At 73.1% G+C, this 26,301-nt stretch carries 27 protein-coding genes; 16 read left to right on the forward strand and 11 right to left on the reverse strand.

Going from position 1 to position 26,301, the window contains the following annotated elements:
- Nucleotides 1–37 precede the first annotated feature (37 nt).
- Both IF37_RS0111195 and IF37_RS0111200 read left to right on the forward strand, forming a co-directional pair.
- Complete coding sequence (locus IF37_RS0111195) at nt 38–880, forward strand: MurR/RpiR family transcriptional regulator (protein WP_030739936.1); 843 nt, start codon at nt 38–40, stop codon at nt 878–880.
- 121 nt (nt 881–1,001) lie between these two features.
- Nucleotides 1,002–1,586 carry a hypothetical protein gene (locus IF37_RS0111200; protein ID WP_030739938.1) on the forward strand — a complete coding sequence of 195 codons (585 nt, stop codon included), beginning with the start codon at nt 1,002–1,004 and terminating at the stop codon, nt 1,584–1,586.
- Between the two features lie 7 nt (nt 1,587–1,593).
- On the opposite strand, the gene IF37_RS0111205 is transcribed toward IF37_RS0111200, so the two are convergent.
- The 5 genes from IF37_RS0111205 to IF37_RS0111225 all read right to left on the reverse strand — a co-directional run bounded on the left by IF37_RS0111205 (nt 1,594) and on the right by IF37_RS0111225 (nt 5,431).
- Nucleotides 1,594–1,968, reverse strand: a complete 375-nt coding sequence (locus tag IF37_RS0111205) for a hypothetical protein (RefSeq protein ID WP_030739940.1) — start codon at nt 1,966–1,968, stop codon at nt 1,594–1,596.
- Between the two features lie 10 nt (nt 1,969–1,978).
- A complete protein-coding gene (locus IF37_RS0111210; RefSeq protein ID WP_030739942.1) occupies nt 1,979–2,458 on the reverse strand; it encodes a roadblock/LC7 domain-containing protein in 480 nt (159 codons plus the stop codon).
- A gap of 31 nt (nt 2,459–2,489) precedes the next feature.
- The gene (locus tag IF37_RS0111215; protein ID WP_030739945.1) at nt 2,490–3,305 is read right to left on the reverse strand and encodes a hypothetical protein; all 816 of its coding nucleotides are present in this window, start codon (nt 3,303–3,305) and stop codon (nt 2,490–2,492) included.
- Complete coding sequence (locus tag IF37_RS0111220) at nt 3,302–3,685, reverse strand: hypothetical protein (RefSeq protein WP_079165665.1); 384 nt, start codon at nt 3,683–3,685, stop codon at nt 3,302–3,304. The genes IF37_RS0111215 and IF37_RS0111220 overlap by 4 nt, the downstream gene beginning before the upstream one ends.
- A gap of 180 nt (nt 3,686–3,865) precedes the next feature.
- On the reverse strand, nt 3,866–5,431 hold the full coding sequence (locus tag IF37_RS0111225; RefSeq protein WP_301540318.1) for a diaminopimelate decarboxylase: 1,566 nt from the start codon (nt 5,429–5,431) through the stop codon (nt 3,866–3,868).
- Here IF37_RS0111225 and hutU point away from each other — a divergent pair.
- From hutU to hutI, 4 genes are all read left to right on the forward strand, one after another.
- Nucleotides 5,404–7,068 carry a urocanate hydratase gene (hutU, locus tag IF37_RS0111230; protein ID WP_030739951.1) on the forward strand — a complete coding sequence of 555 codons (1,665 nt, stop codon included), beginning with the start codon at nt 5,404–5,406 and terminating at the stop codon, nt 7,066–7,068. The genes IF37_RS0111225 and hutU overlap by 28 nt on opposite strands.
- Nucleotides 7,069–7,142: 74 nt before the next feature.
- Entirely contained in the window at nt 7,143–8,345 is a 1,203-nt protein-coding gene (locus IF37_RS0111235; RefSeq protein ID WP_030739954.1) for an allantoate amidohydrolase, read from the forward strand.
- The gene (locus IF37_RS0111240) at nt 8,342–9,679 is read left to right on the forward strand and encodes a formimidoylglutamate deiminase (RefSeq protein WP_030739956.1); all 1,338 of its coding nucleotides are present in this window, start codon (nt 8,342–8,344) and stop codon (nt 9,677–9,679) included. Before IF37_RS0111235 ends, IF37_RS0111240 begins: the two co-directional genes overlap by 4 nt.
- Nucleotides 9,680–9,711: 32 nt before the next feature.
- Entirely contained in the window at nt 9,712–10,884 is a 1,173-nt protein-coding gene (gene hutI, locus IF37_RS0111245; RefSeq protein ID WP_030739958.1) for an imidazolonepropionase, read from the forward strand.
- 335 nt (nt 10,885–11,219) lie between these two features.
- Here the strand turns inward: hutI and IF37_RS0111250 are convergent, their stop codons facing one another.
- A complete protein-coding gene (locus tag IF37_RS0111250; protein ID WP_030739960.1) occupies nt 11,220–12,116 on the reverse strand; it encodes an RNA polymerase sigma factor SigF in 897 nt (298 codons plus the stop codon).
- A gap of 247 nt (nt 12,117–12,363) precedes the next feature.
- On the opposite strand from IF37_RS0111250, the gene IF37_RS0111255 reads away from it, so the two are divergent.
- The 3 genes from IF37_RS0111255 to IF37_RS0111265 all read left to right on the forward strand — a co-directional run bounded on the left by IF37_RS0111255 (nt 12,364) and on the right by IF37_RS0111265 (nt 14,216).
- Nucleotides 12,364–12,741: an STAS domain-containing protein gene (locus IF37_RS0111255; protein WP_030739962.1), complete on the forward strand. Its 378-nt coding sequence runs from the start codon at nt 12,364–12,366 to the stop codon at nt 12,739–12,741.
- Between the two features lie 385 nt (nt 12,742–13,126).
- Nucleotides 13,127–13,696 carry an ATP-binding protein gene (locus IF37_RS0111260; RefSeq protein WP_030739966.1) on the forward strand — a complete coding sequence of 190 codons (570 nt, stop codon included), beginning with the start codon at nt 13,127–13,129 and terminating at the stop codon, nt 13,694–13,696.
- Nucleotides 13,697–13,985: 289 nt separating this feature from the next.
- Complete coding sequence (locus tag IF37_RS0111265; protein ID WP_301540319.1) at nt 13,986–14,216, forward strand: hypothetical protein; 231 nt, start codon at nt 13,986–13,988, stop codon at nt 14,214–14,216.
- Nucleotides 14,217–14,383: 167 nt separating this feature from the next.
- Here IF37_RS0111265 and IF37_RS0111270 read toward each other — a convergent pair whose 3' ends face one another.
- Entirely contained in the window at nt 14,384–15,889 is a 1,506-nt protein-coding gene (locus IF37_RS0111270; RefSeq protein WP_030739971.1) for a peptide MFS transporter, read from the reverse strand.
- A gap of 491 nt (nt 15,890–16,380) precedes the next feature.
- Here IF37_RS0111270 and IF37_RS0111275 point away from each other — a divergent pair, with 491 nt between their 5' ends.
- Together IF37_RS0111275 and IF37_RS0111280 are read left to right on the forward strand one after the other, a co-directional pair.
- Complete coding sequence (locus IF37_RS0111275; protein ID WP_030653180.1) at nt 16,381–17,058, forward strand: response regulator transcription factor; 678 nt, start codon at nt 16,381–16,383, stop codon at nt 17,056–17,058.
- Nucleotides 17,059–17,093: 35 nt separating this feature from the next.
- The gene (locus IF37_RS0111280) at nt 17,094–18,365 is read left to right on the forward strand and encodes an ATP-binding protein (protein WP_030739974.1); all 1,272 of its coding nucleotides are present in this window, start codon (nt 17,094–17,096) and stop codon (nt 18,363–18,365) included.
- Nucleotides 18,366–18,450: 85 nt separating this feature from the next.
- On the opposite strand, the gene IF37_RS0111285 is transcribed toward IF37_RS0111280, so the two are convergent.
- The gene (locus IF37_RS0111285) at nt 18,451–18,954 is read right to left on the reverse strand and encodes a GtrA family protein (RefSeq protein WP_030739977.1); all 504 of its coding nucleotides are present in this window, start codon (nt 18,952–18,954) and stop codon (nt 18,451–18,453) included.
- A 194-nt stretch (nt 18,955–19,148) separates the two neighbouring features.
- Here IF37_RS0111285 and IF37_RS0111290 point away from each other — a divergent pair, with 194 nt between their 5' ends.
- Genes IF37_RS0111290 through IF37_RS0111300 form a run of 3 tightly spaced genes read left to right on the forward strand, consistent with a single transcriptional unit; the run spans nt 19,149 to nt 21,990 of the window.
- The gene (locus tag IF37_RS0111290) at nt 19,149–20,288 is read left to right on the forward strand and encodes a 5-(carboxyamino)imidazole ribonucleotide synthase (protein ID WP_030739980.1); all 1,140 of its coding nucleotides are present in this window, start codon (nt 19,149–19,151) and stop codon (nt 20,286–20,288) included.
- Nucleotides 20,285–20,806, forward strand: coding sequence for a 5-(carboxyamino)imidazole ribonucleotide mutase (gene purE, locus IF37_RS0111295; RefSeq protein ID WP_079165667.1), 522 nt, complete (start codon nt 20,285–20,287; stop codon nt 20,804–20,806). Before IF37_RS0111290 ends, purE begins: the two co-directional genes overlap by 4 nt.
- Before the next feature lie 5 nt (nt 20,807–20,811).
- Entirely contained in the window at nt 20,812–21,990 is a 1,179-nt protein-coding gene (locus IF37_RS0111300; protein WP_030739996.1) for a dipeptidase, read from the forward strand.
- Nucleotides 21,991–22,095: 105 nt separating this feature from the next.
- Here IF37_RS0111300 and IF37_RS0111305 read toward each other — a convergent pair whose 3' ends face one another.
- Entirely contained in the window at nt 22,096–22,488 is a 393-nt protein-coding gene (locus tag IF37_RS0111305; RefSeq protein WP_030739999.1) for a VOC family protein, read from the reverse strand.
- A 34-nt stretch (nt 22,489–22,522) separates the two neighbouring features.
- Nucleotides 22,523–22,882, reverse strand: coding sequence for a VOC family protein (locus IF37_RS0111310; protein ID WP_030740002.1), 360 nt, complete (start codon nt 22,880–22,882; stop codon nt 22,523–22,525).
- 85 nt (nt 22,883–22,967) lie between these two features.
- Here IF37_RS0111310 and IF37_RS0111315 point away from each other — a divergent pair, with 85 nt between their 5' ends.
- On the forward strand, nt 22,968–23,474 hold the full coding sequence (locus IF37_RS0111315) for a CGNR zinc finger domain-containing protein (RefSeq protein ID WP_030740005.1): 507 nt from the start codon (nt 22,968–22,970) through the stop codon (nt 23,472–23,474).
- A 94-nt stretch (nt 23,475–23,568) separates the two neighbouring features.
- Here IF37_RS0111315 and IF37_RS0111320 read toward each other — a convergent pair whose 3' ends face one another.
- Nucleotides 23,569–24,912, reverse strand: a complete 1,344-nt coding sequence (locus IF37_RS0111320; RefSeq protein ID WP_030740008.1) for a UDP-glucose/GDP-mannose dehydrogenase family protein — start codon at nt 24,910–24,912, stop codon at nt 23,569–23,571.
- A gap of 180 nt (nt 24,913–25,092) precedes the next feature.
- Here IF37_RS0111320 and IF37_RS0111325 point away from each other — a divergent pair, with 180 nt between their 5' ends.
- On the forward strand, nt 25,093–26,250 hold the full coding sequence (locus IF37_RS0111325) for an acyl-CoA dehydrogenase family protein (protein ID WP_030740011.1): 1,158 nt from the start codon (nt 25,093–25,095) through the stop codon (nt 26,248–26,250).
- The last annotated feature ends 51 nt before the right edge of the window (nt 26,251–26,301 follow it).

Raw genomic sequence — 26,301 nt, forward strand, 5'->3', positions numbered from 1 at the left:
CCCGGGGCGTCGAGGAGATCTGGAGGGGGAGTACGTCATGAGCGCGAGCGACAGCCCTGCCAACCGGTTGCAGGCGCTCTTCGAGGGGCACCGGCTCACGCCGACCCAGCGCCGCATCGCGCACAGCATGGTGCGCCGCGCCGCCGACGTGCCGTTCCTGTCCAGCGTGGAGCTGGCCGAACTGGCCGGGGTCAGCCAGCCGTCGGTGACCCGGTTCGCGGTCGCCCTCGGCTTCGACGGCTACCCCGCCCTGCGCAAGCACCTGCGCGAGGTCGTCCCGGCCGAACCGGCCGCCGGGGCCGGTGCCTACAACGAGTACCAGCAGGCCGTCGAGGCCGAGATCGAGAACCTGCGGCACCTCGCCGAACTGCTCGCCGACCCGCTCCCGGTGCGGAAGGCCGGCCGTGTCCTCGCCGCCTCCCGCCCGCTGCCGGTGCTCGGACTGCGCGCCGCCGCCTCGCAGGCGTACGGCTTCGCCTACTTCGCCGCCAAGGTCCACCCGGACGTCCGGCTGCTGCACGAGGGCGGCACGATGATCCAGGACCGGATCGACGCCGCCGTCCGGGCCGGCGCCACCGCCCTGCTCTGCTTCGCGCTGCCCCGGCACCCCCGCGAGGTCGTCGACACCCTCGCCTACGCGAGGGACGCGGGCCTGACCGTGGTCACGGTCGCCGACTCGGCGTTCGCGCCGGTCGCCAAGTACTCCGACCTGCTGCTGCCCGCCGCCGTCGGCACCGGGCTCGCCTTCGACACCGCGTGCGCGCCGATGCTGCTCGGCCGGGTGCTGCTGGAGGCGCTCTGCGACGACCTGCCGGACGCCCAGGCCCGGCTGGAGGAGTTCGACACGCGGGCGGCGGCCCGGGGCCTGTTCGCCGAATGACCCCGCCGTGACCCTTCCGCGCCCCCTTCCGGGCGCGTTCTCTCAGACTCGTCTCACGTTCTGCCGTTAGCTTCTCCGGGAGACACAGGCGCATTGCGGACACGTGACACGGGAGGCCGACGTGGCGCGCGGAGGACAGGGACTGGCCCGGGTGGCCGTCGTCGTACGGGCGGGGGCGGCCCCGCTGTGGTGGCTGGGGGTGACCGCGGCGGGGATCGGCGCGGTGCCCGAGGGGGTGACCGGACGCCGGATCGGGGTGCTGGCCGGGGCGGCGCTCTTCCTGGCCGGGGCGGCCTGGGTGGCGCTGGCCCGCCGGGGCCGGTACACGGCCCTCGCCCGCCGGACCGCCCGCGCGAGCAGGTACGACGTGCTCCAGGACCGCGCGGTGACCACGCGCGTCTGGCGCCGGGGCCACCGGTGGTGGCTGCTGCTGGGCTGGGCGGTCGCGCTCGGCTCCGCCTTCGCGGTGCCCGCGGCCGGCGGTCTGCTGCTGGCCGGGCTCGGCACGGGACTGTGGCTGAAGGCCGCCTGGCTCGGACGGCTGGAGCGGGCCGGCGAGACGCTGCTGTGGGTGCGCGTCGACTGGCTGGACCGGCGCGGCGGGCGCCCGGCGGGCAAGGCCGTGCGGGACCTGCGCGGCACGGGCGTCGCGGCCGGCGACGCGGCCCCGGGCGGGGCCCGCCGCCGTACCGCGGCCCTGGTGTGAGCCGCCGTCAGACCTCCAGGTCCGCCTCGATCCGCTTCAACTGGTGCCGGGCCATCGCCAGATTGGCCCGGGAGGAGTCGAGGACCAGGTAGAGGAAGAGGCCGTTGCCGCCGCGGCTGCTGAGCAGGCGGATCAGGTGGTACTGGTCGGACAGGGTGATCAGGATGTCCTCGATGCCGCTCTTGAGGCCCAGCATCTCCATCGTGCGCATCTTGGCGCGGATGACGTCGGTGTTGCCGGCGGCGGCCACGTTCAGGTCGAAGCTCTTGCTGCCGCCCATCGTGCCCAGCGCCATCCCGCTGGTGTAGTCCACGAGCGCGACGCCGGTGGCGCCCTCGATGGAGGTCAGGGCTTCCTTCAGTGCGGTCTCGGTGTTGGCCATGGCGGTCCTCTCAGCTGTCGGTTGCGGTGCGCGCCTCGGCGGCCGTGGCGCGGGGCGCGCGGGCGGTGCGGGTGCGGGCGGGAGCGGTCCGGGGATGCGGGCGTACGGCCTCGGCGGCGTCCAGCAGCTCCCCGATGCGGGCGCCGGCCCGGCGGCCCTCCAGGTGCAGCCGGCCGACGTTGACCCGGTCCTGGGCGAGCAGCGTCAGCACGGCGGTCCGGCCGGCCGCGTAGGTGGCGACGTAGCCGCGCTCGCCGCGCACCAGCAGCTCCCGGAAGCCGCCGTTGCCGGTGGCGTCGGCGACCCGTACGGCGACGCCGAGCGCGGCGGCGGTGAGCGCGGCCAGGCCCTCGGGATCGACCCCGGGGGTGTCGTGGGCGACGACGAGACCGTCGACGCCGGCCGCGAGGGCGCCGGTCAGCTGCGGCACCCGGGTGCGCAGCCGGTGCAGCTCCGCCAGGACGGTCCGCAGGTCCTCTTCGGCCACCATCAGGTCTCTCCTCTCGGCGGGGCGGTGCCTCTCAAAGCGCCTCCAGCGCATCCCTGAGCCTCTTCAGCAGCGCGATGTCGGGGTCGGTGGTGACCACGTGGGGCGGGGCCGGGACGGGGGCGGAAGAGGCCGGTGCCGCCGGGCCGATGTGCCCGGCCGCCGTGAGCCGGCGCACGTCGACCAGCGTGTGGAACGCCTGCCGGCCCAGGTCCCGGGCGATGTCGGCGGCCGTGCGGACGCCGTCCACCCGGTCCAGGACGGCCCGCTGCCGGGGGGTGACGGTCGCGGCGGGGGCGCGGCCGGCGGCCGGGTCCGCGCGGATCAGCGGGGCGGTGTCGGCGGCCGGGTCGGGCCACAGCCGGTGCAGCAGCAGGCGGCGGCGCAGCGTCTCGCGCTCCAGCGCGACCACCGGGACGGAGGGCAGCGGGCCGAGCCGGGGCCCGGGGTCGTACCGGAAGCGGCCCGGGGTGCTGCTCGGCGCCAGCGCGAAGTACCCGGCGTCGTACAGCGCGTCCAGGTGGCACAGCTCCAGCGCGCCGGTGGGCAGCACCCCGGAGCGCAGCAGGAGTTCGGCCGCGAGCGGGGGGCCCGCCGTCTGGGCCCGGGCCCGCTGCCAGGCGGCGCCCGCGAGGGTGCCGTGGGCCGTGAGGAGCACGCCGAGGCTCGGGGCGAGGGGGCTCTCGGCGTGCACCACCCGGCCCTCGGCGAGGTGCAGGACGCCGTGTTCGCGGACCAGGACGCCGGTGGCGCGTTCCTCGGCGAGCCGGGTCAGCATCGGCGACAGCGCGCGCATGGCCCGTCTGTCGCGCACCGGGAGGGCCGGCGGAGGGGTCTCGACCATGGTCATCCCAGCACCAGCCGGGCGGCCATCTCGCCGAGCCGGATCCGGGCGAGGGCGAGGTTGCCCTCCTCGCGGCCGAGCCACAGGTGCAGGAACACGCTGCTGTCGAAGGACGTGTCCACGAAGCGCAGCAGGTGGTAGCTGTCACCGTTGCTGATGATCACGTCCTCGACGGGGGGCAGGCCCTCCCCGCGCGCCGTGAAGGTGCCGTGCTCGGCGGCCATCCGGGCCAGTTCGGCGGCTTCGGCGGCGGTCGTCTCGTGGTCGCCGCCGGGGGCCTCCCCGACCGTGCCGAGGGCCAGTCCGCTCGTCCAGTCCACCAGCGCGGCTCCCCGGGCTCCGGGCAACCGCATCGCTTCCAGCAAGCACTCGTCGATTCCGGGCACCGTGGCTCCCCTCCCGCCTGGGACTCCGGCTGAGTGACGCCGACACTACGCATCGTGTGCGCGGGGGGTGAGGCCTTTGGCATTTTCTGGTGGAACATGCTTGCGGCGGACTAGTGTGGGTCAACTGACCTGTGTGACACGGCCGTTGATCCATCCGCCCGAGAGGCGGAAGGGGTTGTGTCAACGGTTCCCGGCGGCGCGGAGGCCGGTGAGCGCGGACGCGTGCGCGCCTCCGGACTCGGCCACCACCTCGGCGACCGTCTGCGCCTGCCGTACGGTCGCGAAGGCGATGCCCCCGGCGCCGTCCGGCGCGTAGCCGTGGACGCCCGGCCGGGCCAGGGAGTTGTAGGCGTAGTGGTGGGCGAAGTAATAGGCGCCGGTGTCCAGCGCCGCCGCGTAGTCGCCCTGCTCCAGCAGGGGCAGCGACCGGCCCTCGGCGAGCAGGTCACCGGAGAAGCAGGCCGGCCCCGCGATGTCCTGCGGCACCCCGGGCCCCGTCTTCGGCCGCCCCTCGGCGTCGTAGGCGGCGATCCGCAGCGGCCAGGCGTCCGGCGCGTACACCGTCCGCGCCGCCACCTGTGCGCCCGCGTGCGTCACCGCGATCCGCCGCCCGCCCGCGCTCTTGGCGTACTCCACCCGGGCCACCACCGTCCCCTGCTCGGCCAGCAGCGACCGCCCGAACTCGGTCACCAGCCCGTACCGCCCGTCGAACAGCCCGGGCACCCGGTCGGCCAGCAGCCGCGCGTACCGCGCGTACGTCGGCGTCGTCTCCTCCGAGGCGAGGTTCACCGGCAGCCCGCCGCCGATGTCGACCGTGTCGACCTGGTGCCGCCCGGCGACGGCGTTGATCTCCTCCGCGAGCGCGTAGACCTCCGCCACGCCTTGGGCCAGCAGCGGCAGCGGGATGCCCTGGGAGCCGGTGTGGGCGTGCAGCCGGGTCAGCCACGGCCGCTCCGTGTACGCCCGCACGACCCAGGCGCGCGCTCCCTCGTCCCGCAGCGCCACCCCGAACTTCGAGGTCCGCGTCGCCGTCGAGGTCGCCCCGATCGACCCGCCGCCGATCTGCGGATTGACCCGGACGCCGAGCGGGGACCGGGTGGGGGCGGAGCGCACCAGGGCGTCGAGCCGGTCCAGCTCCTGCGGGTTGTCCGCGTTCACGGCGATGCCGAGGGCCAGCGCCTCGCGCAGCTCCGCCGGGGTCTTCGCGGGCGAGTCCAGCACCGTCCGGGCGGGCGGCACCCCGGCCGCCCGGGCCAGCGCCAGCTCCCCGGGGCTCGCCACCTCCGCGCCGATGCCCGCCTCGTGCAGCAGCCGCACCACGGGCACCAGCGGGGTCGCCTTCACCGCGAACGCGTGCAGCACCGGGGTGCCGGGTGCCGTGACCGCGGCGAACGCCGTCCGCAGCGCCGCCGCCGCCTCCCGGATGCCGACCACGTCCAGCAGCCCGACCACGGCCGTCTCCGGCCCCAGCAGTCCCTGCTCGACGGCCGCCCGCACCGCCCGGTCCCGCCGGGCCGCCCGCTCCCGGCCCCCGCTCCCGCGATCCTCCACGACCTCGACGACCTCGACGTCCTCCACGGCCTCTCCGTCCTGTGTGCCGGCCACCGGTGCTTCAAGCCAAACACCCGGCAGGCCCCGACGGGGCCCTCCGATGTATTGACTAGCTCTATTCATGAAGACAGGATGTGAATAGACGTAGGCACAGGAGGAGGCAGACGATGTCGGGACCCCGCCCCGTACGAGCACCGCGCGGCACGGAACTCAGCGCCCTGGGATGGCAGCAGGAGGCCGCCCTGCGCATGCTCCAGAACAACCTCGACCCCGAGGTCGCCGAGCACCCCGACAAGCTCGTCGTCTACGGCGGCACCGGCAAGGCCGCCCGTGACTGGCGCTCCTTCGACGCGATGGTCCGCACCCTGAGGACCCTCAAGCAGGACGAGACCATGCTGGTCCAGTCCGGCCGCCCGGTCGGCGTGATGCAGACCCACGAGTGGGCCCCGCGCGTCCTCATCGCCAACTCCAACCTGGTCGGCGACTGGGCCAACTGGGAGGAGTTCCGCCGCCTGGAGGCGCTCGGCCTGACCATGTACGGCCAGATGACCGCCGGCTCCTGGATCTACATCGGCACCCAGGGCATCCTCCAGGGCACCTACGAGACCTTCGCCGCCGTCGCCGCGAAGAAGTTCGGCGGCACCCTCGCCGGGACGATCACCCTCACCGCCGGCCTCGGCGGCATGGGCGGCGCCCAGCCGCTCGCCGTCACCATGAACGACGGCGTCGCGATCTGCGTCGACTGCGACCCGCGCGCCATCGAGCGCCGCATCGAGCACCGGTACCTGGACGTCCGGGCCGACTCCCCGGAGCACGCCCTCCAACTGGCCACCGAGGCCCGCGACGCCCGCCGCCCGCTCTCCATCGGCGTCCTCGGCAACGCGGCGGAGCTGCTGCCCCGGCTGCTCGCGATGGGCGCCCCCATCGACATCGTCACCGACCAGACCTCCGCCCACGACCCGCTGTCCTACCTGCCCGTCGGCATCGCCTTCGAGGACATGGCGGACGAGGCGGCGAAGGACCCGGCCGGCTTCACCACCCGCGCCCGCGAGTCCATGGCGAAGCACGTGGAGGCCATGGTCGGCTTCCTGGACTCCGGTGCCGAGGTCTTCGACTACGGCAACTCCATCCGGGGCGAGGCCCGGCTCGCGGGGTACGACCGCGCGTTCGCCTTCCCCGGCTTCGTACCGGCCTACATCCGCCCGCTGTTCTGCGAGGGCAAGGGCCCGTTCCGCTGGGCCGCACTGTCCGGCGACCCGGCGGACATCGCCAAGACCGACAAGGCGATCCTGGAACTGTTCCCGGAGAACGAGTCCCTGGCCCGCTGGATCAAGCTGGCCGGCGAGCGCGTCCACTTCCAGGGCCTGCCCGCGCGGATCTGCTGGCTCGGCTACGGCGAGCGGGACAAGGCGGGCGAGCGCTTCAACGACATGGTCGCCTCCGGTGAGCTGGCGGCTCCGCTGGCCATCGGCCGCGACCACCTGGACTGCGGTTCCGTCGCCTCGCCGTACCGCGAGACCGAGGCCATGCTCGACGGGTCCGACGCGATCGCCGACTGGCCGCTGCTGAACGCCATGGTGAACGTGGCGTCCGGCGCGTCCTGGGTCTCCATCCACCACGGTGGCGGCGTGGGCATGGGGCGGTCCATCCACGCCGGTCAGGTCACGGTGGCCGACGGCACGAAGCTGGGCGGCGAGAAGATCCGGCGCGTTCTCACCAACGACCCCGGGATGGGCGTCATCCGGCACGTGGACGCGGGGTACGACGGCGCGGAGTCCGTCGCCCGGGAACGCGGGGTCCGGGTCCCGATGCGGGAGGGTGACGAGGCGTGAGCCAGGGCTCTGCTGAGCCGGCGGGCGACGGACGGGCGCCGGTGGCCGCCGCGCGCGTGCCCTCCTTCCAGGAGATGTGGCGCGAGCTGCTCCCCGTCGGACGCCACTCCGGCTCCGGGGGCTACCGCCGCTACGCCTGGACCGGCGCCGACGGCGACTGCCGGGCCTGGTTCGAGGAACAGGCGCGGGCCCGGGGGCTGGCGTACGAGGTGGACCGCAACGGGAACCAGTGGGCCTGGCTCGGGGACCCGGCCGCCGGGGACGCCGTCGTCACCGGCTCGCACCTGGACTCCGTACCGGACGGCGGGGCCTTCGACGGCCCCCTCGGGGTCGTCTCCTCCTTCGCCGCCCTGGACGAACTGCGCGCCAGGGGCGTGCGGTTCGGCAAGCCGCTCGGCATCGTCAACTTCGGTGACGAGGAAGGGGCCCGGTTCGGGCTCGCCTGTGTCGGCTCCCGGCTCACCGCCGGGAAGCTGACCGCCGAGCAGGCCCACCGGCTCACCGACGGCGACGGGATCGGCCTGCCGCGCGCCATGGAGGCCGCCGGGTACGACCCGGAGGCCATCGGGCCCGACCCCGAGCGGCTCGCCCGGATCGGGGCGTTCGTGGAACTCCACGTCGAGCAGGGGCGCGCGCTGGACCTGTCCGGTGACCGGGTGGGCGTCGCCAGCGCCATCTGGCCGCACGGGCGGTGGCGGTTCGACTTCCGGGGCGAGGCCAACCACGCCGGCACCACCCGGCTGGCGGACCGGCACGACCCGATGCTGCCGTACGCCGAGACCGTGCTCGCCGCCCGCCGCGCGGCCGGGCTCGCCGGTGCCGTGGCCACCTTCGGCAAGATCGCCGTCGAGCCGAACGGCGTCAACGCCATCCCCTCGCTGGTGCGCGGCTGGCTCGACTCCCGCGCCGCCGACCAGGAGACCCTGGACGAGGTCGTCGGGGGAGTGGAGAAGGCGGCCCGGGAGTACGCGGACGCCCACGGCATCGACCTCGACGTCGTCCGGGAGTCCTTCACCCCGGTCGTGGAGTTCGACCACGCGCTGCGGGACGAACTCGGCCGCATCCTCGGCCGGGACACCGGACTCACGGTGCCGGTCCTCGGCACCGGGGCCGGACACGACGCCGGGATCCTCTCCGGGAGCATCCCGACCGCCATGCTGTTCGTGCGCAACCCCACCGGCGTCTCGCACTCCCCGGCCGAGTCCGCGGCCGAGGACGACTGCGTGGCCGGGGTGCGCGCACTCGCCGACGTACTGGAAGGACTGGCCCGCGCGTGACCACAGGGACGTACTGGCTGGAGCACGCCTGGCTCGACACCCGTGTCGAGCCGGGGGTGCTGGTGGAGGTCGCGGACGGCCGGTTCACCGCCGTCCGCACCGACGTGCCCGCCCCGCCGCCCGGCGCCGGGATCCTGCGCGGGCTCACCCTGCCGGGCCTGGCCAACGCCCACTCGCACGCCTTCCACCGGGCGCTGCGCGGCACCGTCCAGGTCGGCACCGGGACCTTCTGGACCTGGCGCGAGGTGATGTACTCCGTCGCCGACCGGCTCACCCCCGAGAGCTACCACGCCCTCGCCCGCGCGGTGTACGCCGAGATGGCGCTCGCCGGCATCACCTGCGTCGGCGAGTTCCACTACGTGCACCACGCCCCCGGCGGCACCCCCTACGCCGACCCCAACGCCATGGGGGAGGCGCTGATCGCCGCCGCCGCCGACGCCGGCATCCGGATCACCCTCCTCGACACCTGCTACCTCTCCTCCGGCTTCGGCGAGCCGCCCAACGCCCACCAGGCGCGCTTCTCCGACGGCGACGCGGAGACCTGGGCCGCACGCTGTGCACTTCTCAAGGAACGGGACCACGCGCGGATCGGGGCGGCGGTCCACTCCGTACGGGCCGTGCCCGCGGAGCAGCTGGAGACCGTGGCCCGCTGGGCCGGGGAGCGGCGGGCCCCACTGCACGTGCACCTCTCGGAGCAGACCGCGGAGAACGACGCGTGCCTCGCCGCCCACGGCCGCACGCCCACCCGGCTGCTCGCCGACCACGGGGTGCTCGGACCGCGCACCACCGGCGTGCACAACACCCACCTCACCGACGAGGACATCGCCCTGCTCGGCGGCTCCGGCACCGGCACCTGCATGTGCCCCACCACCGAGCGGGACCTGGCCGACGGCATCGGCCCGGCCGTCGCCCTCCAGCGGGCCGGCTCCCCGCTCTCCCTCGGCTCCGACAGCCACGCCGTCATCGACCTGCTCGAAGAGGCGCGCGCGATGGAGCTGAACGAGCGGCTGCGCTCCCGCACCCGGGGCCACTGGACGGCCGCGGCGCTGCTGCGGGCCGCCACCGCCGACGGCCACGCCGCCCTGGGCTGGGACGAGGCCGGCACCATCGAGCCCGGCGCGCTCGCCGACCTGACGACGATCGCCCTGGACTCGGTCAGGACGGCCGGGACGCTGCCCAGGCTGGGCGCCGAGACGGCCGTATTCGCGGCGGGCGCGGCGGACGTACGGCACACGGTCGTGGGCGGCCGGCACGTCGTACGCGACGGCGCGCACACCCGCGTGCCCGACGTGCCCCGGGCCCTGGCCGACGCCGTCCGGGCACTGCGGGACTGAGGAACGCCGACCACCCCCACGAGGACGACACCATGAGCAGCACCGTCATCACCAACATCGCCACGCTGGTCACCAACGACCCCTCCCTCGGCGACAGAACCCCCCTCGGTCTGGTCCAGGACGCGGCCGTCGTCATCGACGGCGACCGTGTCGTGTGGACCGGTGCCTCCAGCAAAGCACCCGCCACCGACAACCGGGTCGACGCGGGCGGCCGGGCGGTGCTGCCGGGCTTCGTGGACTCCCACTCCCACCTGGTCTTCGCCGGGGACCGGACGCAGGAGTTCAACGCCCGCATGTCCGGCCGCTCCTACACCGCGGGCGGCATCCGCACCACGGTCGCGGCCACCCGCGCCGCGAGCGACGCGGAACTGGAGGCGAACCTCACCCGTTACCTCGCCGAGGCCCTGCGCCAGGGCACGACCACGTTCGAGACCAAGTCGGGGTACGGCCTGACGGTCGAGGACGAGGCCCGCGCCCTGCGCATCGCCGCGCGGCACACCGACGAGGTGACGTACCTCGGCGCGCACATCGTCTCCCCCGACCACGCCGATGACCCGGCGGCCTATGTCGCCCTGGTCACCGGCGAGATGCTGGACGCCTGCGCGCCGCACGCCCGCTGGATCGACGTCTTCTGCGAGAAGGGCGCCTTCGACGGCGACCAGGCCCGCGCCATCCTCACGGCCGGCAAGGCGAAGGGCCTGCACCCGCGCATCCACGCCAACCAGCTCACCTACGGCCCCGGCGTCCAGCTCGCCGTCGAACTGGACGCGGCCAGCGCCGACCACTGCACCCACCTCACGGACGCGGACGTGGACGCCCTGGCGAACGGCGCCACGGTCGCCACCCTGCTGCCCGGCGCCGAGTTCTCCACCCGCGCAGAGTGGCCGGACGCCCGCCGCCTGCTGGACGCGGGTGTCACGGTCGCCCTGTCCACCGACTGCAACCCGGGCTCGTCCTTCACGTCGTCGGTGCCCTTCTGCATCGCCCTGGCCGTCCGCGACATGCGGATGACACCGGACGAGGCGGTCTGGTCGGCCACCGCGGGCGGCGCCGCGGCCCTGCGCCGCACCGACATCGGCCGGCTCGCCCCCGGCGCCCGGGCCGACCTCGTGGTGCTCGACGCCCCGAGCCACGTCCACCTGGCCTACCGCCCGGGCGTGCCGCTGGTCCGAGAGGTGTGGCGGGGCGGCGCACGCGTCGTCTGACCAGCGGGGTTCCACCGGGGCACCGGACCCACCGGACCGGCTTCCGTCCCGGTCGCACGACGGGCTTCCGCCCCGGCCGCACGGTCGGCCGCCGTCGGGCGCGCGCGGTCGGCTCCCACCCGGCGCGCGGGGCAGGCTGCCGCCCGGCGCGTACGCCCCGCGCACACGCGCCGCTCGTACCGGCGGGCGGGGAGAAGCCCCCGGCGTGGCCGCATGAGGATTGCGGCACCGGGTACTCGCCTGTCCGGTGGAGTGGGCGCACACGGCGAAGCGGCCCGGCACCGTCGGCCGAGCCGCTTCCCGAGGGCCGTTCGCGCGGCCGGGCGGAGCGGAGGTCACTCCTCCACGGTCAGCCCCTTGCGCAGCCGGACCAGGGTGCGCGAGAGCAGCCGGGACACGTGCATCTGGGAGATGCCCAGTTCCTCACCGATCTCCGACTGGGTCATGTTCGCCACGAAACGCAGGGAGAGGATCTTCCGGTCCCGGGGCGGCAACCCGGCGATCAGGGGCTTGAGCGATTCGATGTACTCGATGCCCTCCAGCCCGTGGTCCTCGTACCCGATGCGGTCCGCCAGCGCGCCCTCGGTGTCGTCCTCCTCGGGCTGGGCGTCCAGCGAGGAGGCGGTGTACGCGTTGGACGCGGCCATGCCCTCGACGACCTCGTCGGCGGAGATGCCGAGGCGCTCGGCCAGCTCCGCGACCGTGGGGGCGCGGTCCAGCTGCTGCGCCAGCTCGTCGCCCGCCTTGGCGAGGTCGAGCCGCAGCTCCTGGAGCCGGCGCGGGACGCGCACGGACCACGAGGTGTCACGGAAGAATCGTTTGATCTCGCCGATGATGGTCGGCATGGCGAACGTGGGGAATTCGACGCCGCGGGCGAGTTCGAAACGGTCGATCGCCTTGATCAGGCCGATGGTGCCGACCTGGATGATGTCCTCCATCGGCTCGCTGCGCGAGCGGAAGCGGGAGGCGGCGAACTTGACGAGCGCGAGGTTGAGCTCGACGAGGGTGTTGCGGACGTACGCGTGCTCGTGCGTCCCTTCCTCCAGCGACTCCAGCCGCTCGAAGAGGGTCTTGGACAGGGCCCGCGCGTCGACCGCGCCGATCTCGTCGTACGGGGGGATCTCCGGGAGTCCCTCGAAGGCGTCGAGGGTGTCGATGGGATGATCCAGCTGAACCGGTGGGGGTGTCGACGTCGCGATCGGGGTATGCGATGCGTCGAGCCGGGGTGACATGGGTGTCCTCCATCGTTCTCGGCATACGGCTGCCGAAGCCAGAACGTGCACTGCGGTGTGCGGGCGCCTCCGTGGCCGGCGTGTAGGGATGTGTGTCTTTACTAGCCCTACCCGCTGAACCGAGCGAGTCGCAAGTGCGTTCTGTGGTAGTATGTCCGATTCTGTGCGGATGTTCGGGTATCGAAGTGCGCATGGAAGGCGTAATGTTCGAGGGCATCAGCAGCCACGACCTCGGGAGAGAGACGGCATGGACCACGGGACGGTCGGCAGCGCACAGTCGGGCCGGCTTCTGGTGGAGGTGCGGGAGGAGGGCTCCAGCGCCGTTGTGACGCCGGCGGGTGAACTCGATCACCACACCGCCGATCTTCTGCGCGAGCCCCTCGACGACCTTCTGGACAAGGGATTCACCCGGCTCGTGGTGGACTGCTCACGCCTGGAGTTCTGCGACTCCACGGGGTTGAACGTCCTGCTCGGCGCCCGGCTGAAGGCGGACGCCGCCGGTGGCGGAGTCCATCTGGCCGGCATGCTGCCGGTCGTCGCCCGCGTGTTCGAGATCACCGGGGCCGAGGCGGTCTTCACCGTGCACGACTCCGTGGAGGCGGCCCTGGCCGACGGTGCCGACTGACCCGCAGGCCCTCGGTCCGGACCGGTCCGCGCACCGGCTCCCCCGCGCGTCGCGCGTGTCACGTCGAACACGGGGGTGTTACCCCGGGTCGGTCGGGCAGGAGAGGGCAGAAGAAGGCAGAGGCGTCCCGCCGGCCACCGGGTCCGCACCGGACCGGGCACGGCCGGTACGGGACGTGCCGACGAACGACCTGGACGGAACATGTGTCCGGAGCACGGGCTGGGTACGCGACCCCGTCCGCCGGGCGCTCGGCAGACGTCCCGGCCTGCGACGACCGGCGGGCACCGGCGGTCCGGCCCCGGCCGGTCCGTCGGCCGGACCGCCGTTCGGACTGTTGACCGCACTTTTGAAATGTGAACCGGTGAATCGGTGAGGTGAAGCGCTGATGAGCACCACCCGGCCTTACTCGCCGGGCGACCGCGGCCCGGAGCCCAGCGGCGCTTCCGGGGCGTCCGAGGGGACCGCGCCGGCCGTCGGCGCGGCCACGGGGGCAGCCGCGCCGTCCGTGCCGTCCGGGCAGACCGGCGGCGCCGCGCAGCCCCGCGCTCGGCAGATGCGCAGACTCCGCCTGGAAGGCGAGAGCGGGGTCGTGCCGCTCGCTCGCGACTTCACCCGCCAGGCGCTGTACGCGTGGGGCTGGCTCCCCGCCGACGGCGGCGAACAGCGCGCCGCCGCCGAAGACGTGCTGCTCGTCGTCTCCGAGCTGGTCACCAACGCCTGCCTGCACGCCGAGGGCCCCGACGCACTGCTGCTCGCCTGCGACAACAAGGTGATCCGGATCGAGGTCTCCGACCGGGGCTCCGGCCAGCCGGCCCCGCGCACCCCGCACCGCGCCGGCCGTCCCGGCGGCCACGGCATGTTCATCGTGCAGCGGCTGTGCCTGGACTGGGGCGTCGTGCGCGCCCCCGAGACGCCGGGCAAGACGGTCTGGGCGGAGCTGGGCGCACCGGCGTGAGCACCCCGCCCGGCCGATCGCGTGACCGGCTGATCGCGTGACCGGCTGATCCCGCGCTCGGCTCATCCCGCGACCGTGGTGGCGTGCCGGCCGCGGGGCGCGTCCGGCCCCGGGCGTGCCCGCGCGGTGCGGCGCCGCGCCGGTACGGCTCGGTGTCCGGCGGACGGCGGACGGCGGCATCCGCACACATCCTCCGCGTACCGCGTCTTCCTTCCTCGCGGCCCCGGGCGTACCTTGACGCCCGAATCTGATATGCCGTCAGGAACGGATGGGGTGGACCGACCCTACCGTGGACACCACCGGGCAGCCCGGCGGTGCGGCCGGGGGCACGTCGGTGTCCGGCGGCTCCGCGGCGTCGGGCGGCTCCGCGGGCTCGGCCGCGAGCGGCGACGACGGCGGCCTCGCCGAGACCGGCGCCGGCGACCACGGCGCGCTGAAGGCCCTGGGCCTGGTGGCGGGCACGGCGATCCTGCTGGGCGCGGCCGTGTTCACGTACATGCCACGGCGCAGGTCCCGCTGACCGGCCGGGGGCCAACGCACACGATCCGGCCGGAGCCGGCCCACACGCCCCGGCCGGGGTCCCGCGCAACCGATCCGGCCGGAGGCCAACCCCACACGATCCGGCCGGGGGCCACCCCACACGCCCCGGCCGGAGGCCGACGCGCAACGACGGAGGGCCGGGACGGGCTAGTTGACGTTGCCCATCAGCTTCTTGACCTTGTTGCGGTACATCCACACCGCGACACCCGCGACCACGGCGAGCACGCCCTCCAGGGCGACGAAGCCCATCTTGTCGAGGTTGACGCCGCCGACGGCCGGGTTCGACAGCAGGGCGGTGACGGAGTCACCCGCGGTCACCGCGAGGAACCAGACGCCCATCATCTGGGAGGCGTACTTCTTCGGCGCCATCTTGGTCGTCACCGACAGACCCACCGGCGACAGCGTCAGCTCACCGACGGTCTGCACGAAGTAGATCGCGACCAGCCACAGCGCGGCGGCCTTGTGACCGCCCTCGGCGATCGACAGGGGGGCGAGGAAGACGAAGAAGGACGCACCCACCAGCACCAGGCCGGAGGCGAACTTCACGATGGTGCTCGGCTCCTTGCCGCGCCGGTTCAGCCACAGCCACAGCCAGGCGAAGACCGGGGCCAGCGCCATGATCATGACCGGGTTGACCGACTGGTACCAGGAGACCGGGAACTCCCAGCCGAGGACCGAGTTCTTGGCGTTCTTCTCGGCGAACAGCGACAGGGTCGAGCCGCCCTGGTCGTAGATCATCCAGAAGACGGCGGCGGCGACGAAGAACCAGATGTACGCCGACACCTTCGAGCGCTCGGCCGGCTCCAGGTCCTTGTCCCGGTGGATCCGGGCGATGACCACGATCGGCACGATCAGGCCGATGAGGGTGAGCGGGATCAGCGCCCAGTTCAGGGTGAAGTGACCGGTGCCGCCCACGATGCCGTAGAAGACCGCGGCGACGGCCAGCCAGATCAGGCCCTTGCGCAGCGTGGCGGACTTCTCCGCGGCCGACAGCGGGGTCGGGACCCGGCTGCTCTTCGGGTTCAGGTGGCGGCCGCCCAGCAGGTACTGGGCCAGACCCAGCGCCATGCCGACCGCGGCCAGCGCGAAGCCCAGGTGCCAGTTGACGTTCTCACCGATGGTGCCGATGACCAGCGGGGCGACGAAGGCGCCGAGGTTGATGCCGATGTAGAAGAGCGTGAAGCCACCGTCCCGGCGCGGGTCCTCCGGGCCGTCGTAGAGGTGGCCGACCATCGTGGAGATGTTGGCCTTGAGCAGACCCGAACCGATGGCGACGAGGATCAGACCGACGTAGAAGCTCGCGGCGGTGGGCAGCGCCAGGCACAGGTGGCCCAGCATGATGACGCCGCCCGCGACGGCGACCGTCTTGCGGGGACCGAGCAGACGGTCGGCGAACCAGCCGCCGGGCAGGGCGAGCAGGTAGACGAGCGACAGGTACACCGCGTAGATCGCGCTCGCCGTGCCCGCACTGAGGTGCAGGCCACCCGGGGCCACCAGATACAGCGGGAGCAGGGCCCTCATGCCGTAGTAGGAGAAACGCTCCCACATCTCGGTCATGAAGAGAGTGGCCAGTCCGCGGGGGTGGCCGAAGAAGGTCTTCTCGGAACCGGGGGTGCCCCGGCGGACCGAGTCCTTCGTCAGGCTGGACGCCATGGTCGTTCCTTGCTGTCTGGACGCGCGGCTGGAGCGTTGCGCGCCCGGTGGGGTGCGGCCGGCACCGGCGGATCGGTCGTCCACCCCCACGCCCGGGGGGAGCCCGCTGCCGGATCGCGGAGCGGCGGACGGCGACCACCGGGATCCACGCCCCACGACGCGTCGCTGCGTCCGGAGCCCGGCCAGAGGTCATTCCTTTTCGGGCTGATCTTGGTCAGCCCGTACACAAAAGAGACCTTCAGCGTCCACTGCCCGCCAAAGGTCCCCGGTGTACTACAGGCGTTCAGATCACCATACGGCAGGACACCGCCGGATATGGAAGGTCTTGAGACGCGGATCACAGGTGTCGCGGGAACCGCGGGACCGGTTTCGAAGGTCTCTTCTACGATCGCATCCACAGGTCGATGGTTCGGACCAGCGGGGGCGCAAGGTAAGAATCCCTGCAACCGATCACACCCCGGCACCGCGCACGGGCGGTCTACCATCACCTCATGACCCGTGTACTGCTCGCCGAGGACGACGCGTCCATCTCGGAGCCGCTGGCCCGCGCCCTGCGCCGCGAAGGTTACGAGGTCGAGGTGCGCGAGGACGGACCCGCCGCGCTCGACGCCGGAATGCAGGGCGGTGTCGACCTGGTCGTGCTGGACCTCGGCCTGCCGGGCATGGACGGCCTGGAGGTCGCCCGCCGGCTGCGTGCCGACGGCCACACCGTGCCGATCCTCATCCTGACCGCGCGGGCCGACGAGGTGGACACCGTCGTCGGCCTGGACGCGGGCGCCGACGACTACGTCACCAAGCCCTTCCGGCTCGCCGAACTGCTCGCCCGGGTGCGGGCGCTGCTCCGGCGCGGTGCCGCCGAGCCGCAGCAGCCGCCGGCCACGCACGGGGTGCGGATCGACGTCGAGTCGCACCGCGCGTGGATGGGCGACGAGGAGCTCCAGCTGACCGCCAAGGAGTTCGACCTGCTGCGGGTGCTGGTGCGGGACGCGGGCCGGGTGGTCACCCGCGACCAGCTGATGCGCGAGGTCTGGGACACCACGTGGTGGTCGTCGACCAAGACCCTCGACATGCACATCTCCTGGCTGCGCAAGAAGCTCGGCGACGACGCGGCGAACCCCCGGTACATCGCCACCGTGCGCGGCGTGGGCTTCCGGTTCGAGAAGAGCTGAGCCCGGACCCCGGCGATCACCACAGGTAACGGACCATGCGTCGACGTCTCATCCAGTCCACCCTCGCCGTCGTGCTGGTGGTGATCGCCGTCTTCGGCGTCTCCCTCGTGATCGTGGAGTCGCGGACGATCAGCAACAGCGCCCAGGAGCGGGTCGAGTCGGAGGCGGTGCGGCTGGCCAGCATCGTGGACAGCCGCATCCTCGCCGCGGAGAACGTCAACGCGGACGTGCTGCGCAACCCGGTCAGCAAGGACCAGTACGCGGTCATCTCGATGCCCGGCAGGCCGCCCATCGAGATCGGCACCAAGCCCGAGGGCGACACGATCCACTCCACGCAGCACGGCGAGGAGGGCGAGACGGTCACCGTGCAGGAGCCCCGCTCCGCGGTGACCCGCGAGGTCGGACGCACCCTGCTGATCATCGGCCTGGTCGCGCTGCTCGCCGTGGTCGCGGCCGTCCTGCTCGCCGTGCGCCAGGCCAACCGGCTCGCCTCCCCGCTGACCGACCTCGCCGAGACCGCCGAGCGGCTCGGCTCCGGCGACCCGCGCCCGCGGCACAAGCGGTACGGCGTGCCCGAGCTGGACCGGGTCGCCGATGTGCTGGACTCCTCCGCCGAGCGGATCGGGCGGATGCTGACGGCCGAGCGGCGCCTCGCGGCCGACGCCTCGCACCAGCTGCGCACCCCGCTCACCGCCCTGTCCATGCGGCTGGAGGAGATCACCCTCACCGACGAACCGGACACGGTGAAGGAGGAGGCGACCATCGCGCTGACGCAGGTGGAACGGCTGACCGACGTGGTGGAGCGGCTGCTGACCAACTCCCGCGACCCGCGCACCGGCTCCGCGGTCTCCTTCGACCTCGACGAGGTCATCCAGCAGCAGCTCGCCGAGTGGCGGCCCGCCTACCGCAGCGCCGGCCGGGCCGTGGTCAGCTCCGGCAAGCGCCATCTGACGGCGGTGGGCACGCCCGGCGCGGTCGCCCAGGTGCTGGCCGCGCTGATCGAGAACTCGCTGATGCACGGCGGCGGCACCGTCGCGCTGCGCACCCGGGTCACCGGCAACCAGGCCGTGATCGAGGTGACCGACGAGGGGCCGGGCGTGCCGGCCGACCTCGGCGCGCGGATCTTCGAGCGCACGATCAGCGGACGGAACTCCACGGGCATCGGTCTGGCCGTCGCCCGGGACCTCGCGGAGGCCGACGGCGGCCGGCTGGAGCTGCTCCAGGCGCAGCCCCCGGTCTTCGGCCTGTTCCTGTCCCGCACGCCCCCGGCGCGCAAGGCGGAGGAGGAGCGGCCGACGGTGCGCTGACGCCCCGCCGGCCCGGCGTACCGCGTGGCTTCCGCCGGCCCGCCGTAACGCGTCGCCCCGCCCCGCCGGACGTGGCGCCGTGTGGCTACGGCACCCGCTGGGACTTCGTCTCCGGCTCGTGCCGCGGCGTCGCCTCGGCCACCAGGATCGTCTCCGCCTCCCGGTCCGGCAGCGCCCGGAACACCCAGGAGCGGTACGACCAGAAACGGAACAGGGTCGCGACGCCGATGCCGACGAACTTGAAGACGTTGCTCTGGAGCGGGCTGTCCCAGCCGAAGCCGTAGGTCGCCAGGTACAGCACGCCGTTCTCGATCACCAGGCCGATCGCGCTGAACAGCAGGAACAGGGTCAGTTCCTTGGTGCGTCCGCCCTTGTCGCGGTCCCGGTAGGTCCAGTACCGGAAGCCCACGTAGTTGAAGGCGATGGCCACCACCGTGGCGATGACGCTGGCGCGCACCACCGGCAGTCCGGAGACGTGCCGGACCAGGTTGAACACGCCGAGGTTGACCAGGACGCCGGCCCCGCCGACGGCACCGAACTTCACCATCTCGCGTACGAGCCGTTGCACCCCCGAGGAACGAGGTTCCATGGCTGTGCAGCTCCCGTCGTCAGGTTTCGTCAACCCCGCCATGCTAGCCGCGCCGGGCCGCCGGTGCCTGTGCGGCGGGCCACACCACGGAAACGGACCGGGAAGCGGCGGGAAAGGGGCGGGGAAGCCGCGGGTCAAGAGATCGTGAGGGGGACGCGGCCGGGCCGCCCCGGCGTGGCCGATACGCTAGGGGTGTGACGTTCCCGGTAGTCGGCATGGTCGGCGGGGGGCAGCTCGCGCGTATGACGCACGAAGCGGGCATCCCGTTGGGCATCAGGTTCAAGCTCCTCAGTGACACTCCTCAGGATTCCGCGGCGCAGGTCGTCAGCGATGTCGTCATCGGCGACTACCGCGACCTGGACACGCTGCGCGAGTTCGCGCGCGGGTGCGATGTGATCACCTTCGATCACGAACACGTACCCACCGAGCACCTCAGGGCCCTGGAGGCGGACGGCATCCCCGTGCGCCCGGGGCCCGACGCACTGGTGCACGCCCAGGACAAGGGCGTGATGCGCGCGCGGCTCGACGCGATCGGCATCCCGTGCCCGCGGCACCGGATCGTCGCCGATCCACAGGACGTGGTCCGGTTCGCGGCCGAGGGGGACGGCTTCCCGGTCGTCCTGAAGACCGTCCGCGGCGGCTACGACGGCAAGGGCGTGTGGGTCGTCGAGACCGCGGAGGAGGCCGCCGAGCCGTTCCGCGCGGGCGTCCCGGTCCTCGCCGAGGAGAAGGTCGACTACGTCCGCGAGCTGGCCGCCAACGTCGTCCGCTCCCCGCACGGCCAGGCCGTCGCCTACCCGGTGGTCGAGTCCCAGCAGGTCAACGGCGTCTGCGACACCGTGATAGCCCCCGCGCCCGAGCTGGACGAGGACCTGGCCCTGCACGCCGAGCAGCTGGCCCTGACCATCGCCAAGGAGCTGGGCGTCGTCGGCCACCTCGCCGTCGAGCTGTTCCAGACCCGCGACGGCCGCGTCCTCGTCAACGAGCTGGCGATGCGCCCGCACAACTCCGGCCACTGGTCGATGGACGGCGCGATCACCTCCCAGTTCGCCAACCACGTCCGCGCGGTCCTGGACCTGCCGCTGGGCGACCCGCGCCCGCGCGCCAAGTGGACCGTGATGGTCAACGTCCTGGGCGGCGACTACCCGGACATGTACTCCGCGTACCTGCACTGCATGGCCCGCGACCCCCAGCTCAAGATCCACATGTACGGCAAGGACGTGAAGCCCGGCCGCAAGGTCGGACACGTCAACACCTACGGCGACGACCTGGACGACGTGCTGGAGCGCGCCCGTCACGCAGCCGGCTACCTGAGAGGCACGATCACCGAATGAGCCCCGCTGTTGGCATCGTCATGGGGTCGGACTCCGACTGGCCCGTCATGGAGGCCGCCGCCAAGGCCCTGGACGAGTTCGAGATCGCCTACGAGGTCGACGTCGTCTCCGCGCACCGCATGCCCCGCGAGATGATCACGTACGGCGAGCAGGCCGCCGACCGCGGTCTGAAGGTGATCATCGCGGGCGCGGGCGGCGCCGCCCACCTGCCCGGCATGCTCGCGTCGGTCACGCCGCTGCCGGTCATCGGCGTCCCCGTGCCGCTGAAGTACCTCGACGGCATGGACTCCCTGCTGTCCATCGTGCAGATGCCGGCCGGTGTCCCGGTCGCCACGGTCTCCGTCGCCGGTGCCCGCAACGCCGGTCTGCTCGCCGCCCGCATCCTCGCCACGCACGACGAGGAACTGCTGCACCGGATGCGCGACTTCCAGCAGGACCTGGGCGACCAGGCCACCGAGAAGGGCAAGCGGCTGCGCGCCAAGGTCGAGGGCGCCGGCGGCTTCGGCTTCGGGAAGTGACCGGCATGAGCGAGCTGGAGGCGGCCCGCGAGCTGCTGCGCGAGTTCCCGGTCGTCGACGGCCACAACGACCTGCCGTGGGCGCTGCGCGAGCAGGTCCACTACGACCTCGACGCCCTGGACATCGCCGGGGACCACCCCGACCGGCTGCACACCGACCTGCCGCGGCTGCGCCGGGGCGGGGTCGGCGCCCAGTACTGGTCGGTGTACGTCCCCTCCGACCAGCCCGAGCCGGTGGCCGCCACGCTGGAGCAGATCGACTGCGTCCGGGAACTGCTGGCCCGCTACCCGGCGGACCTGGCCCCCGCGCTGACCGCCGCCGACCTGGATTCGGCACGCGCCGAGGGCCGCATCGCCTCCCTCATGGGCGCCGAGGGCGGTCACTCCATCGCCAACTCCCTGGGCACCCTGCGCGGCCTGTACGCGCTCGGCGTGCGGTACATGACGCTCACCCACAACGACAACGTGGACTGGGCGGACTCCGCGACCGACGAGCCGAACGTGGGCGGTCTGTCCGCCTTCGGCCGCGAGGTCGTCCACGAGATGAACCGGCTCGGCATGCTGGTCGACCTCTCCCACGTCGCCGCCACGACCATGCGGGACGCGCTGGACACCAGCGCCGCGCCGGTGATCTTCTCGCACTCCTCCGCCCGCGCGGTGTGCGACCACCCGCGCAACATCCCCGACGACGTCCTGGAGCGGCTGCCCGCCAACGGCGGCGTGGCGATGGTGACGTTCGTGCCCAAGTTCGTCCTCCAGGCGGCGGTCGACTGGACCGCCGCGGCCGACGAGAACCTGCGCGCCCACGGCCTGCACCACCTCGACACCAGCCCCGAGGCGATGAAGCTGCACCGCGCCTTCGAGCAGCGCACCCCCCGGCCGGTCGCCACGGTCGCCACGGTGGCGGACCACCTCGACCACATGCGCGAGGTGGCCGGCATCGACCACCTGGGCATCGGCGGCGACTACGACGGCACCGCGTTCACCCCGGACGGCCTGGACGACGTCTCCACTTATCCCAACCTGGTCGCCGAACTGCTGGACCGCGGCTGGTCCCGGACCGACCTGGCCAAGCTGACCTGGCAGAACGCGGTACGGGTACTGGGCGCGGCCGAGGACGTGGCCCGTGACCTCCAGGCCGTGCGCGGCCCGTCCCACGCGACCATCGAGTCCCTGGACGGCTGACCGCGGCCGACCGCGCGGGGACGGACCGGGCCGCCGCGTCCCGTCCGCCCCGCCGGCCCCGGCCCGCCGTGGCCCGGACCACCGGCCCGGACGCCCTCCGAGGGCTCAGGCCCGCTCGATCCGGCACAGGCAGAACGGGTGCCCGGCCGGGTCGGCGTACACCTGGAAGTCCTTCTTCCCGCGGTCCTCCAGGTCCAGCGGGCGGGCCCCGAGCGCGAGCACCCGTTCGTGCGCCGCGTCGACGTCCGCCCAGGCCGGGCCCGCTTCGAAGTCCAGGTGGAACTGCTGCCCGTCGCGGTCCGCGCGCGGCCACCGCGGCGCGGTGTACCCCTCGGCCCGCTGGAAGGCCAGCCGGGGACCGTCCGGCACCTCCAGCACGACCCAGTCGTCGTCCTCGGCCCGCGGGGTGCCCCCGGCCACCGCCGCGTAGAAGGCGGCCAGCGCGTGCGGGTCGGGGCAGTCCAGCACGACGGAACGGATACGGGCCACGGACGCCATGGTGTCCTCCTGTCGGTCCTTCGGCGCGCCCGCCTCAGCAGGCGCAGAGGCAGAACGGGTGCCCGGCGGGGTCGGCGTACACACGGAACGTCCGCGAGCGGTCCTCCGCGTCCAGCGGGCGCGCGCCCAGCTCCAGCACCCCCTTCTCGGCCACGTCCAGGTCCGGCACGGCCAGGTCCAGGTGGAATTGCTGGGAGCCGTCCGCCGCGGGCCACCGGGGCGGCACGAACCCGGGCGCCCGCTGGAAGGCCAGCGAGGGCCCGCCGGGCAGCTTCAGGTCCACCCACTCCCCTTCGCCCTCCACGGCGCCGCCCAGCACGGCGGCGTAGAAACCGGCCAGCGCATGCGGGTCGGGACAGTCCAGGACCACGACGTCGAGCTTGGCGAGAGCCATCGAGCACCTCCTCGGGTTACCCGTAAGAGCGGGTAACCGGTAACGGGTGACCCGATGCTCCCGCAGAAGGGGTAACGTCGCAAGCATGAGCGAGAGATCCGCCGCTCCGGGCGACCTGGCCCTGGTCGAGTCGCTGGTGAACACACTGGACATCGAGGCGGGCACCGACGCGCTCGACACGCCCGAGGGCCGCGGACACCTCGGGATCACCGAGGACGGCCTCGCCGAGGCCCGGGAACTGCGCGAGTCGCTGCGCGCCGCGCTGCTCGCCCACGCCGGTCATCCGCCGCACCGCGCGGTGACCCCGCTCGGCACCCTGCTCGCCCGGGCCCCGCTGCGCGTCGCCGTCGACGACCGCGACGGCTCGGCCCGGCTCGCCCCCGCCGACGCGGGCCCCCTGGTCGCCCGGGTCGCCGCCGCGGTCGCCGGGGCGCTCGTCGCCGGCACCTGGACCAGGCTCAAGGCGTGCGAGGCGGACACCTGCCACTGGGCGTACTACGACCGCAGCCCCGCCGGCCGGGGGCGCTGGTGCTCGATGCGGGTGTGCGGGGCGCGCGCGAAGATGCGGCGCTACCGGGCGAAGGGGCCGTGAGGCACGGCCGCGGTGGTGGCGATGGTGCAGAATGCGGACAGACGCCGGTTCGGCCGACTGAGCCTCGGCCGAACCGGCGTCGTCACGCGCGCGGCTAGGCGGTGGGCCGGCCCATCGCCCGGTACGTCCAGCCGGCCCGCCGCCACAGCTCCGGGTCGAGCGTGTTGCGCCCGTCCAGGAGCACCCGGGCCGCCGCGACCTCGCCCAGCGCCACCGGGTCCAGCTCGCCGAACTCCGGCCACTCGGTCAGGTGCAGGACGACGTCGGCGCCCCGGGCGGCCTCCTGCGCGGTACCGGCGTAGCCGAGGGTCGGGAAGACCTTGCGGGCGTTGTCCATGCCCTTCGGGTCGTACACGGTCACCTGGCCGCCCTGGAGGTGGATCTGACCGGCCACGTTCAGCGCGGGGGAGTCCCGGACGTCGTCCGAGTCCGGCTTGAACGTCGCGCCGAGCACCGCGACCCGCTTGCCGAGGAAGGAGCCGCCGCCGAGCGCCTCCCGGGTCATCTCGACCATCTGGCCGCGCCGGCGCATGTTGATGGAGTCGATCTCGCGCAGGAAGGTCAGCGCCTGGTCGGCGCCCAGCTCGCCCGCGCGGGCCATGAACGCCCGGATGTCCTTGGGCAGGCAGCCGCCGCCGAAGCCGATGCCGGCGCGCAGGAACTTGCGGCCGATCCGGTCGTCGTGCCCGATGGCCTCCGCCAGCTTGGCCACGTCGCCGCCGGCGGTCTCGCACACCTCCGCCATCGCGTTGATGAAGGAGATCTTGGTGGCGAGGAAGGAGTTCGCGGCCGTCTTCACCAGCTCGGCGGTGGGGAAGTCGGTGACGACGAACGGCGTGCCCGCGTTGATGGGGGTGGCGTACACCTCGCGCAGCAGCTTCTCCGCCCGCTCGCCGCGCACGCCGACCACGATCCGGTCCGGGCGCAGGGTGTCCTGGACGGCGAAGCCCTCGCGCAGGAACTCCGGGTTCCACGCCAGCTCGGCGTCGGCGCCCGCCGGGGCGTGCTCGGCGAGGTAGGCGGCCAGCCGGTCCGCGGAGCCCACCGGCACGGTGGACTTGCCCACGACCAGGGCGGGGCCGCGCAGGTGCGGGGCGAGGGAGGCGATCGCGGAGTCGACGTACGACATGTCACAGGCGTACTCGCCGTGCTTCTGCGGGGTGTTCACGCAGACGAAGTGCACATCGCCGAAGGCACCGGCCTCGGCGAAGTCCGTGGTGAACCGCAGTCGCCCGGTGGACCCCTCGATCCCGGCCACGTGCCGGCGCAGCAACTCCTCGAGTCCCGGCTCGTACATCGGGGTCTCGCCGCGCTCCAGCAGGGCGATCTTCTCCGGTACGACGTCCAGGCCCAGCACCTCGAAGCCCAGCTCCGCCATGGCCGCGGCGTGCGTGGCGCCGAGGTAGCCGGTGCCGATCACGGTGATCTTCAGGCTCATGGGTGCGCTCCAGCTCGGGTCCGTCGGTGATGCGGAGCTGAGCATAGTCGGGCCGCCCGCCGGGCAATTTCCCAGCTGTCGTGCAGCTCACGTAGGCGTGCTGCGGGCAGCCCTCTAAAATTTGAGTTACTTAACGGTAATTAGCGTCAGTATCACTGCGTCTTTGGAGCGTGAGAGACCGTGGCCGGATCGGCTGACTTCGACCTGTACCGCCCGTTGGAGGAGCACGACATGCTCCGCGACGCCGTCCGCTCACTGGTCGAGGCGAAGATCGCGCCGTACGCCGCGGCGGTGGACGAGGAGGCCCGCTTCCCGCAGGAGGCCCTCGACGCCCTCGTCGCAGGCGACCTGCACGCCGTGCACGTCCCGGAGGAGTACGGCGGCTCCGGCGCCGACGCGCTCGCCACGGTCATCGTGATCGAGGAGGTGGCCCGCGCCTGCGTCTCCTCCTCCCTCATCCCCGCGGTGAACAAGCTCGGCTCGCTCCCGGTGATCCTCTCCGGCGGCGAGGAGTTGAAGAAGAAGTACCTGGGCCCGCTGGCCAAGGGCGACGCGATGTTCTCCTACTGCCTCTCCGAGCCGGAGGCGGGCTCGGACGCGGCCGGCATGAAGACCAGGGCCGTCCGCGACGGCGACCACTGGGTGCTCAACGGCGTGAAGCGCTGGATCACCAACGCGGGCGTCTCCGAGTACTACACGGTGATGGCCGTCACCGACCCGGCCAAGCGCTCCAAGGGCATCTCCGCGTTCGTGGTGGAGAAGTCCGACGAGGGCGTCTCCTTCGGCGCCCCGGAGAAGAAGCTCGGCATCAAGGGCTCCCCGACCCGCGAGGTCTACTTCGACAACGTCCGCATCCCCGCCGACCGCATGATCGGCGAGGAGGGCACCGGCTTCGCCACCGCGATGAAGACCCTGGACCACACCCGCATCACCATCGCCGCCCAGGCGCTCGGTGTCGCGCAGGGCGCCCTGGACTACGCCAAGGGCTACGTCCAGGAGCGCAAGCAGTTCGGCAAGGCGATCGCCGACTTCCAGGGCATCCAGTTCATGCTCGCCGACATGTCGATGAAGATCTCGGCCGCCCGCGCCCTCACCTACCAGGCCGCCGCCGCCTCCGAGCGCGGCGACGCCGACCTGACCTACCTGGGCGCCGCCGCCAAGTGCTTCGCCTCGGACGTCGCGATGGAGGTCACCACCGACGCCGTCCAGCTCCTCGGCGGCTACGGCTACACCCGCGACTACCCGGTGGAGCGCATGATGCGCGACGCCAAGATCACCCAGATTTATGAGGGCACGAACCAGGTCCAGCGCATCGTGATGGCCCGCAACCTGCCGTAACGGCCCGGGTTCACTGCTGCACGGAAGGCGCCCCCCGGGGGGCGCCTTCTT

The organism is Streptomyces sp. NRRL S-31 (genome assembly GCF_000718775.1).
GTDB lineage: Bacteria > Actinomycetota > Actinomycetes > Streptomycetales > Streptomycetaceae > Streptomyces.

Excerpts from the sequence above, each read along its gene's own strand:
- IF37_RS0111300 (WP_030739996.1), top strand. The coding sequence starts at position 20,812 with ATGAGCGAGCTGGAGGCGGCCCGCGAGCTGCTGCGCGAGTTCCCGGTC.
- IF37_RS0111255 (WP_030739962.1), top strand. The coding sequence starts at position 12,364 with ATGGACCACGGGACGGTCGGCAGCGCACAGTCGGGCCGGCTTCTGGTG.
- IF37_RS0111270 (WP_030739971.1), bottom strand. The coding sequence starts at position 15,889 with ATGGCGTCCAGCCTGACGAAGGACTCGGTCCGCCGGGGCACCCCCGGT.
- IF37_RS0111215 (WP_030739945.1), bottom strand. The coding sequence starts at position 3,305 with ATGACCATGGTCGAGACCCCTCCGCCGGCCCTCCCGGTGCGCGACAGA.
- IF37_RS0111275 (WP_030653180.1), top strand. The coding sequence starts at position 16,381 with ATGACCCGTGTACTGCTCGCCGAGGACGACGCGTCCATCTCGGAGCCG.
- IF37_RS0111285 (WP_030739977.1), bottom strand. The coding sequence starts at position 18,954 with ATGGAACCTCGTTCCTCGGGGGTGCAACGGCTCGTACGCGAGATGGTG.
- IF37_RS0111205 (WP_030739940.1), bottom strand. The coding sequence starts at position 1,968 with ATGGCCAACACCGAGACCGCACTGAAGGAAGCCCTGACCTCCATCGAG.
- IF37_RS0111305 (WP_030739999.1), bottom strand. The coding sequence starts at position 22,488 with ATGGCGTCCGTGGCCCGTATCCGTTCCGTCGTGCTGGACTGCCCCGAC.
- purE (WP_079165667.1), top strand. The coding sequence starts at position 20,285 with ATGAGCCCCGCTGTTGGCATCGTCATGGGGTCGGACTCCGACTGGCCC.
- IF37_RS0111235 (WP_030739954.1), top strand. The coding sequence starts at position 7,143 with ATGTGGCGCGAGCTGCTCCCCGTCGGACGCCACTCCGGCTCCGGGGGC.
- hutU (WP_030739951.1), top strand. The coding sequence starts at position 5,404 with ATGTCGGGACCCCGCCCCGTACGAGCACCGCGCGGCACGGAACTCAGC.
- IF37_RS0111260 (WP_030739966.1), top strand. The coding sequence starts at position 13,127 with ATGAGCACCACCCGGCCTTACTCGCCGGGCGACCGCGGCCCGGAGCCC.
- IF37_RS0111250 (WP_030739960.1), bottom strand. The coding sequence starts at position 12,116 with ATGTCACCCCGGCTCGACGCATCGCATACCCCGATCGCGACGTCGACA.
- hutI (WP_030739958.1), top strand. The coding sequence starts at position 9,712 with ATGAGCAGCACCGTCATCACCAACATCGCCACGCTGGTCACCAACGAC.
- IF37_RS0111210 (WP_030739942.1), bottom strand. The coding sequence starts at position 2,458 with ATGGTGGCCGAAGAGGACCTGCGGACCGTCCTGGCGGAGCTGCACCGG.
- IF37_RS0111320 (WP_030740008.1), bottom strand. The coding sequence starts at position 24,912 with ATGAGCCTGAAGATCACCGTGATCGGCACCGGCTACCTCGGCGCCACG.
- IF37_RS0111195 (WP_030739936.1), top strand. The coding sequence starts at position 38 with ATGAGCGCGAGCGACAGCCCTGCCAACCGGTTGCAGGCGCTCTTCGAG.
- IF37_RS0111315 (WP_030740005.1), top strand. The coding sequence starts at position 22,968 with ATGAGCGAGAGATCCGCCGCTCCGGGCGACCTGGCCCTGGTCGAGTCG.
- IF37_RS0111310 (WP_030740002.1), bottom strand. The coding sequence starts at position 22,882 with ATGGCTCTCGCCAAGCTCGACGTCGTGGTCCTGGACTGTCCCGACCCG.
- IF37_RS0111280 (WP_030739974.1), top strand. The coding sequence starts at position 17,094 with ATGCGTCGACGTCTCATCCAGTCCACCCTCGCCGTCGTGCTGGTGGTG.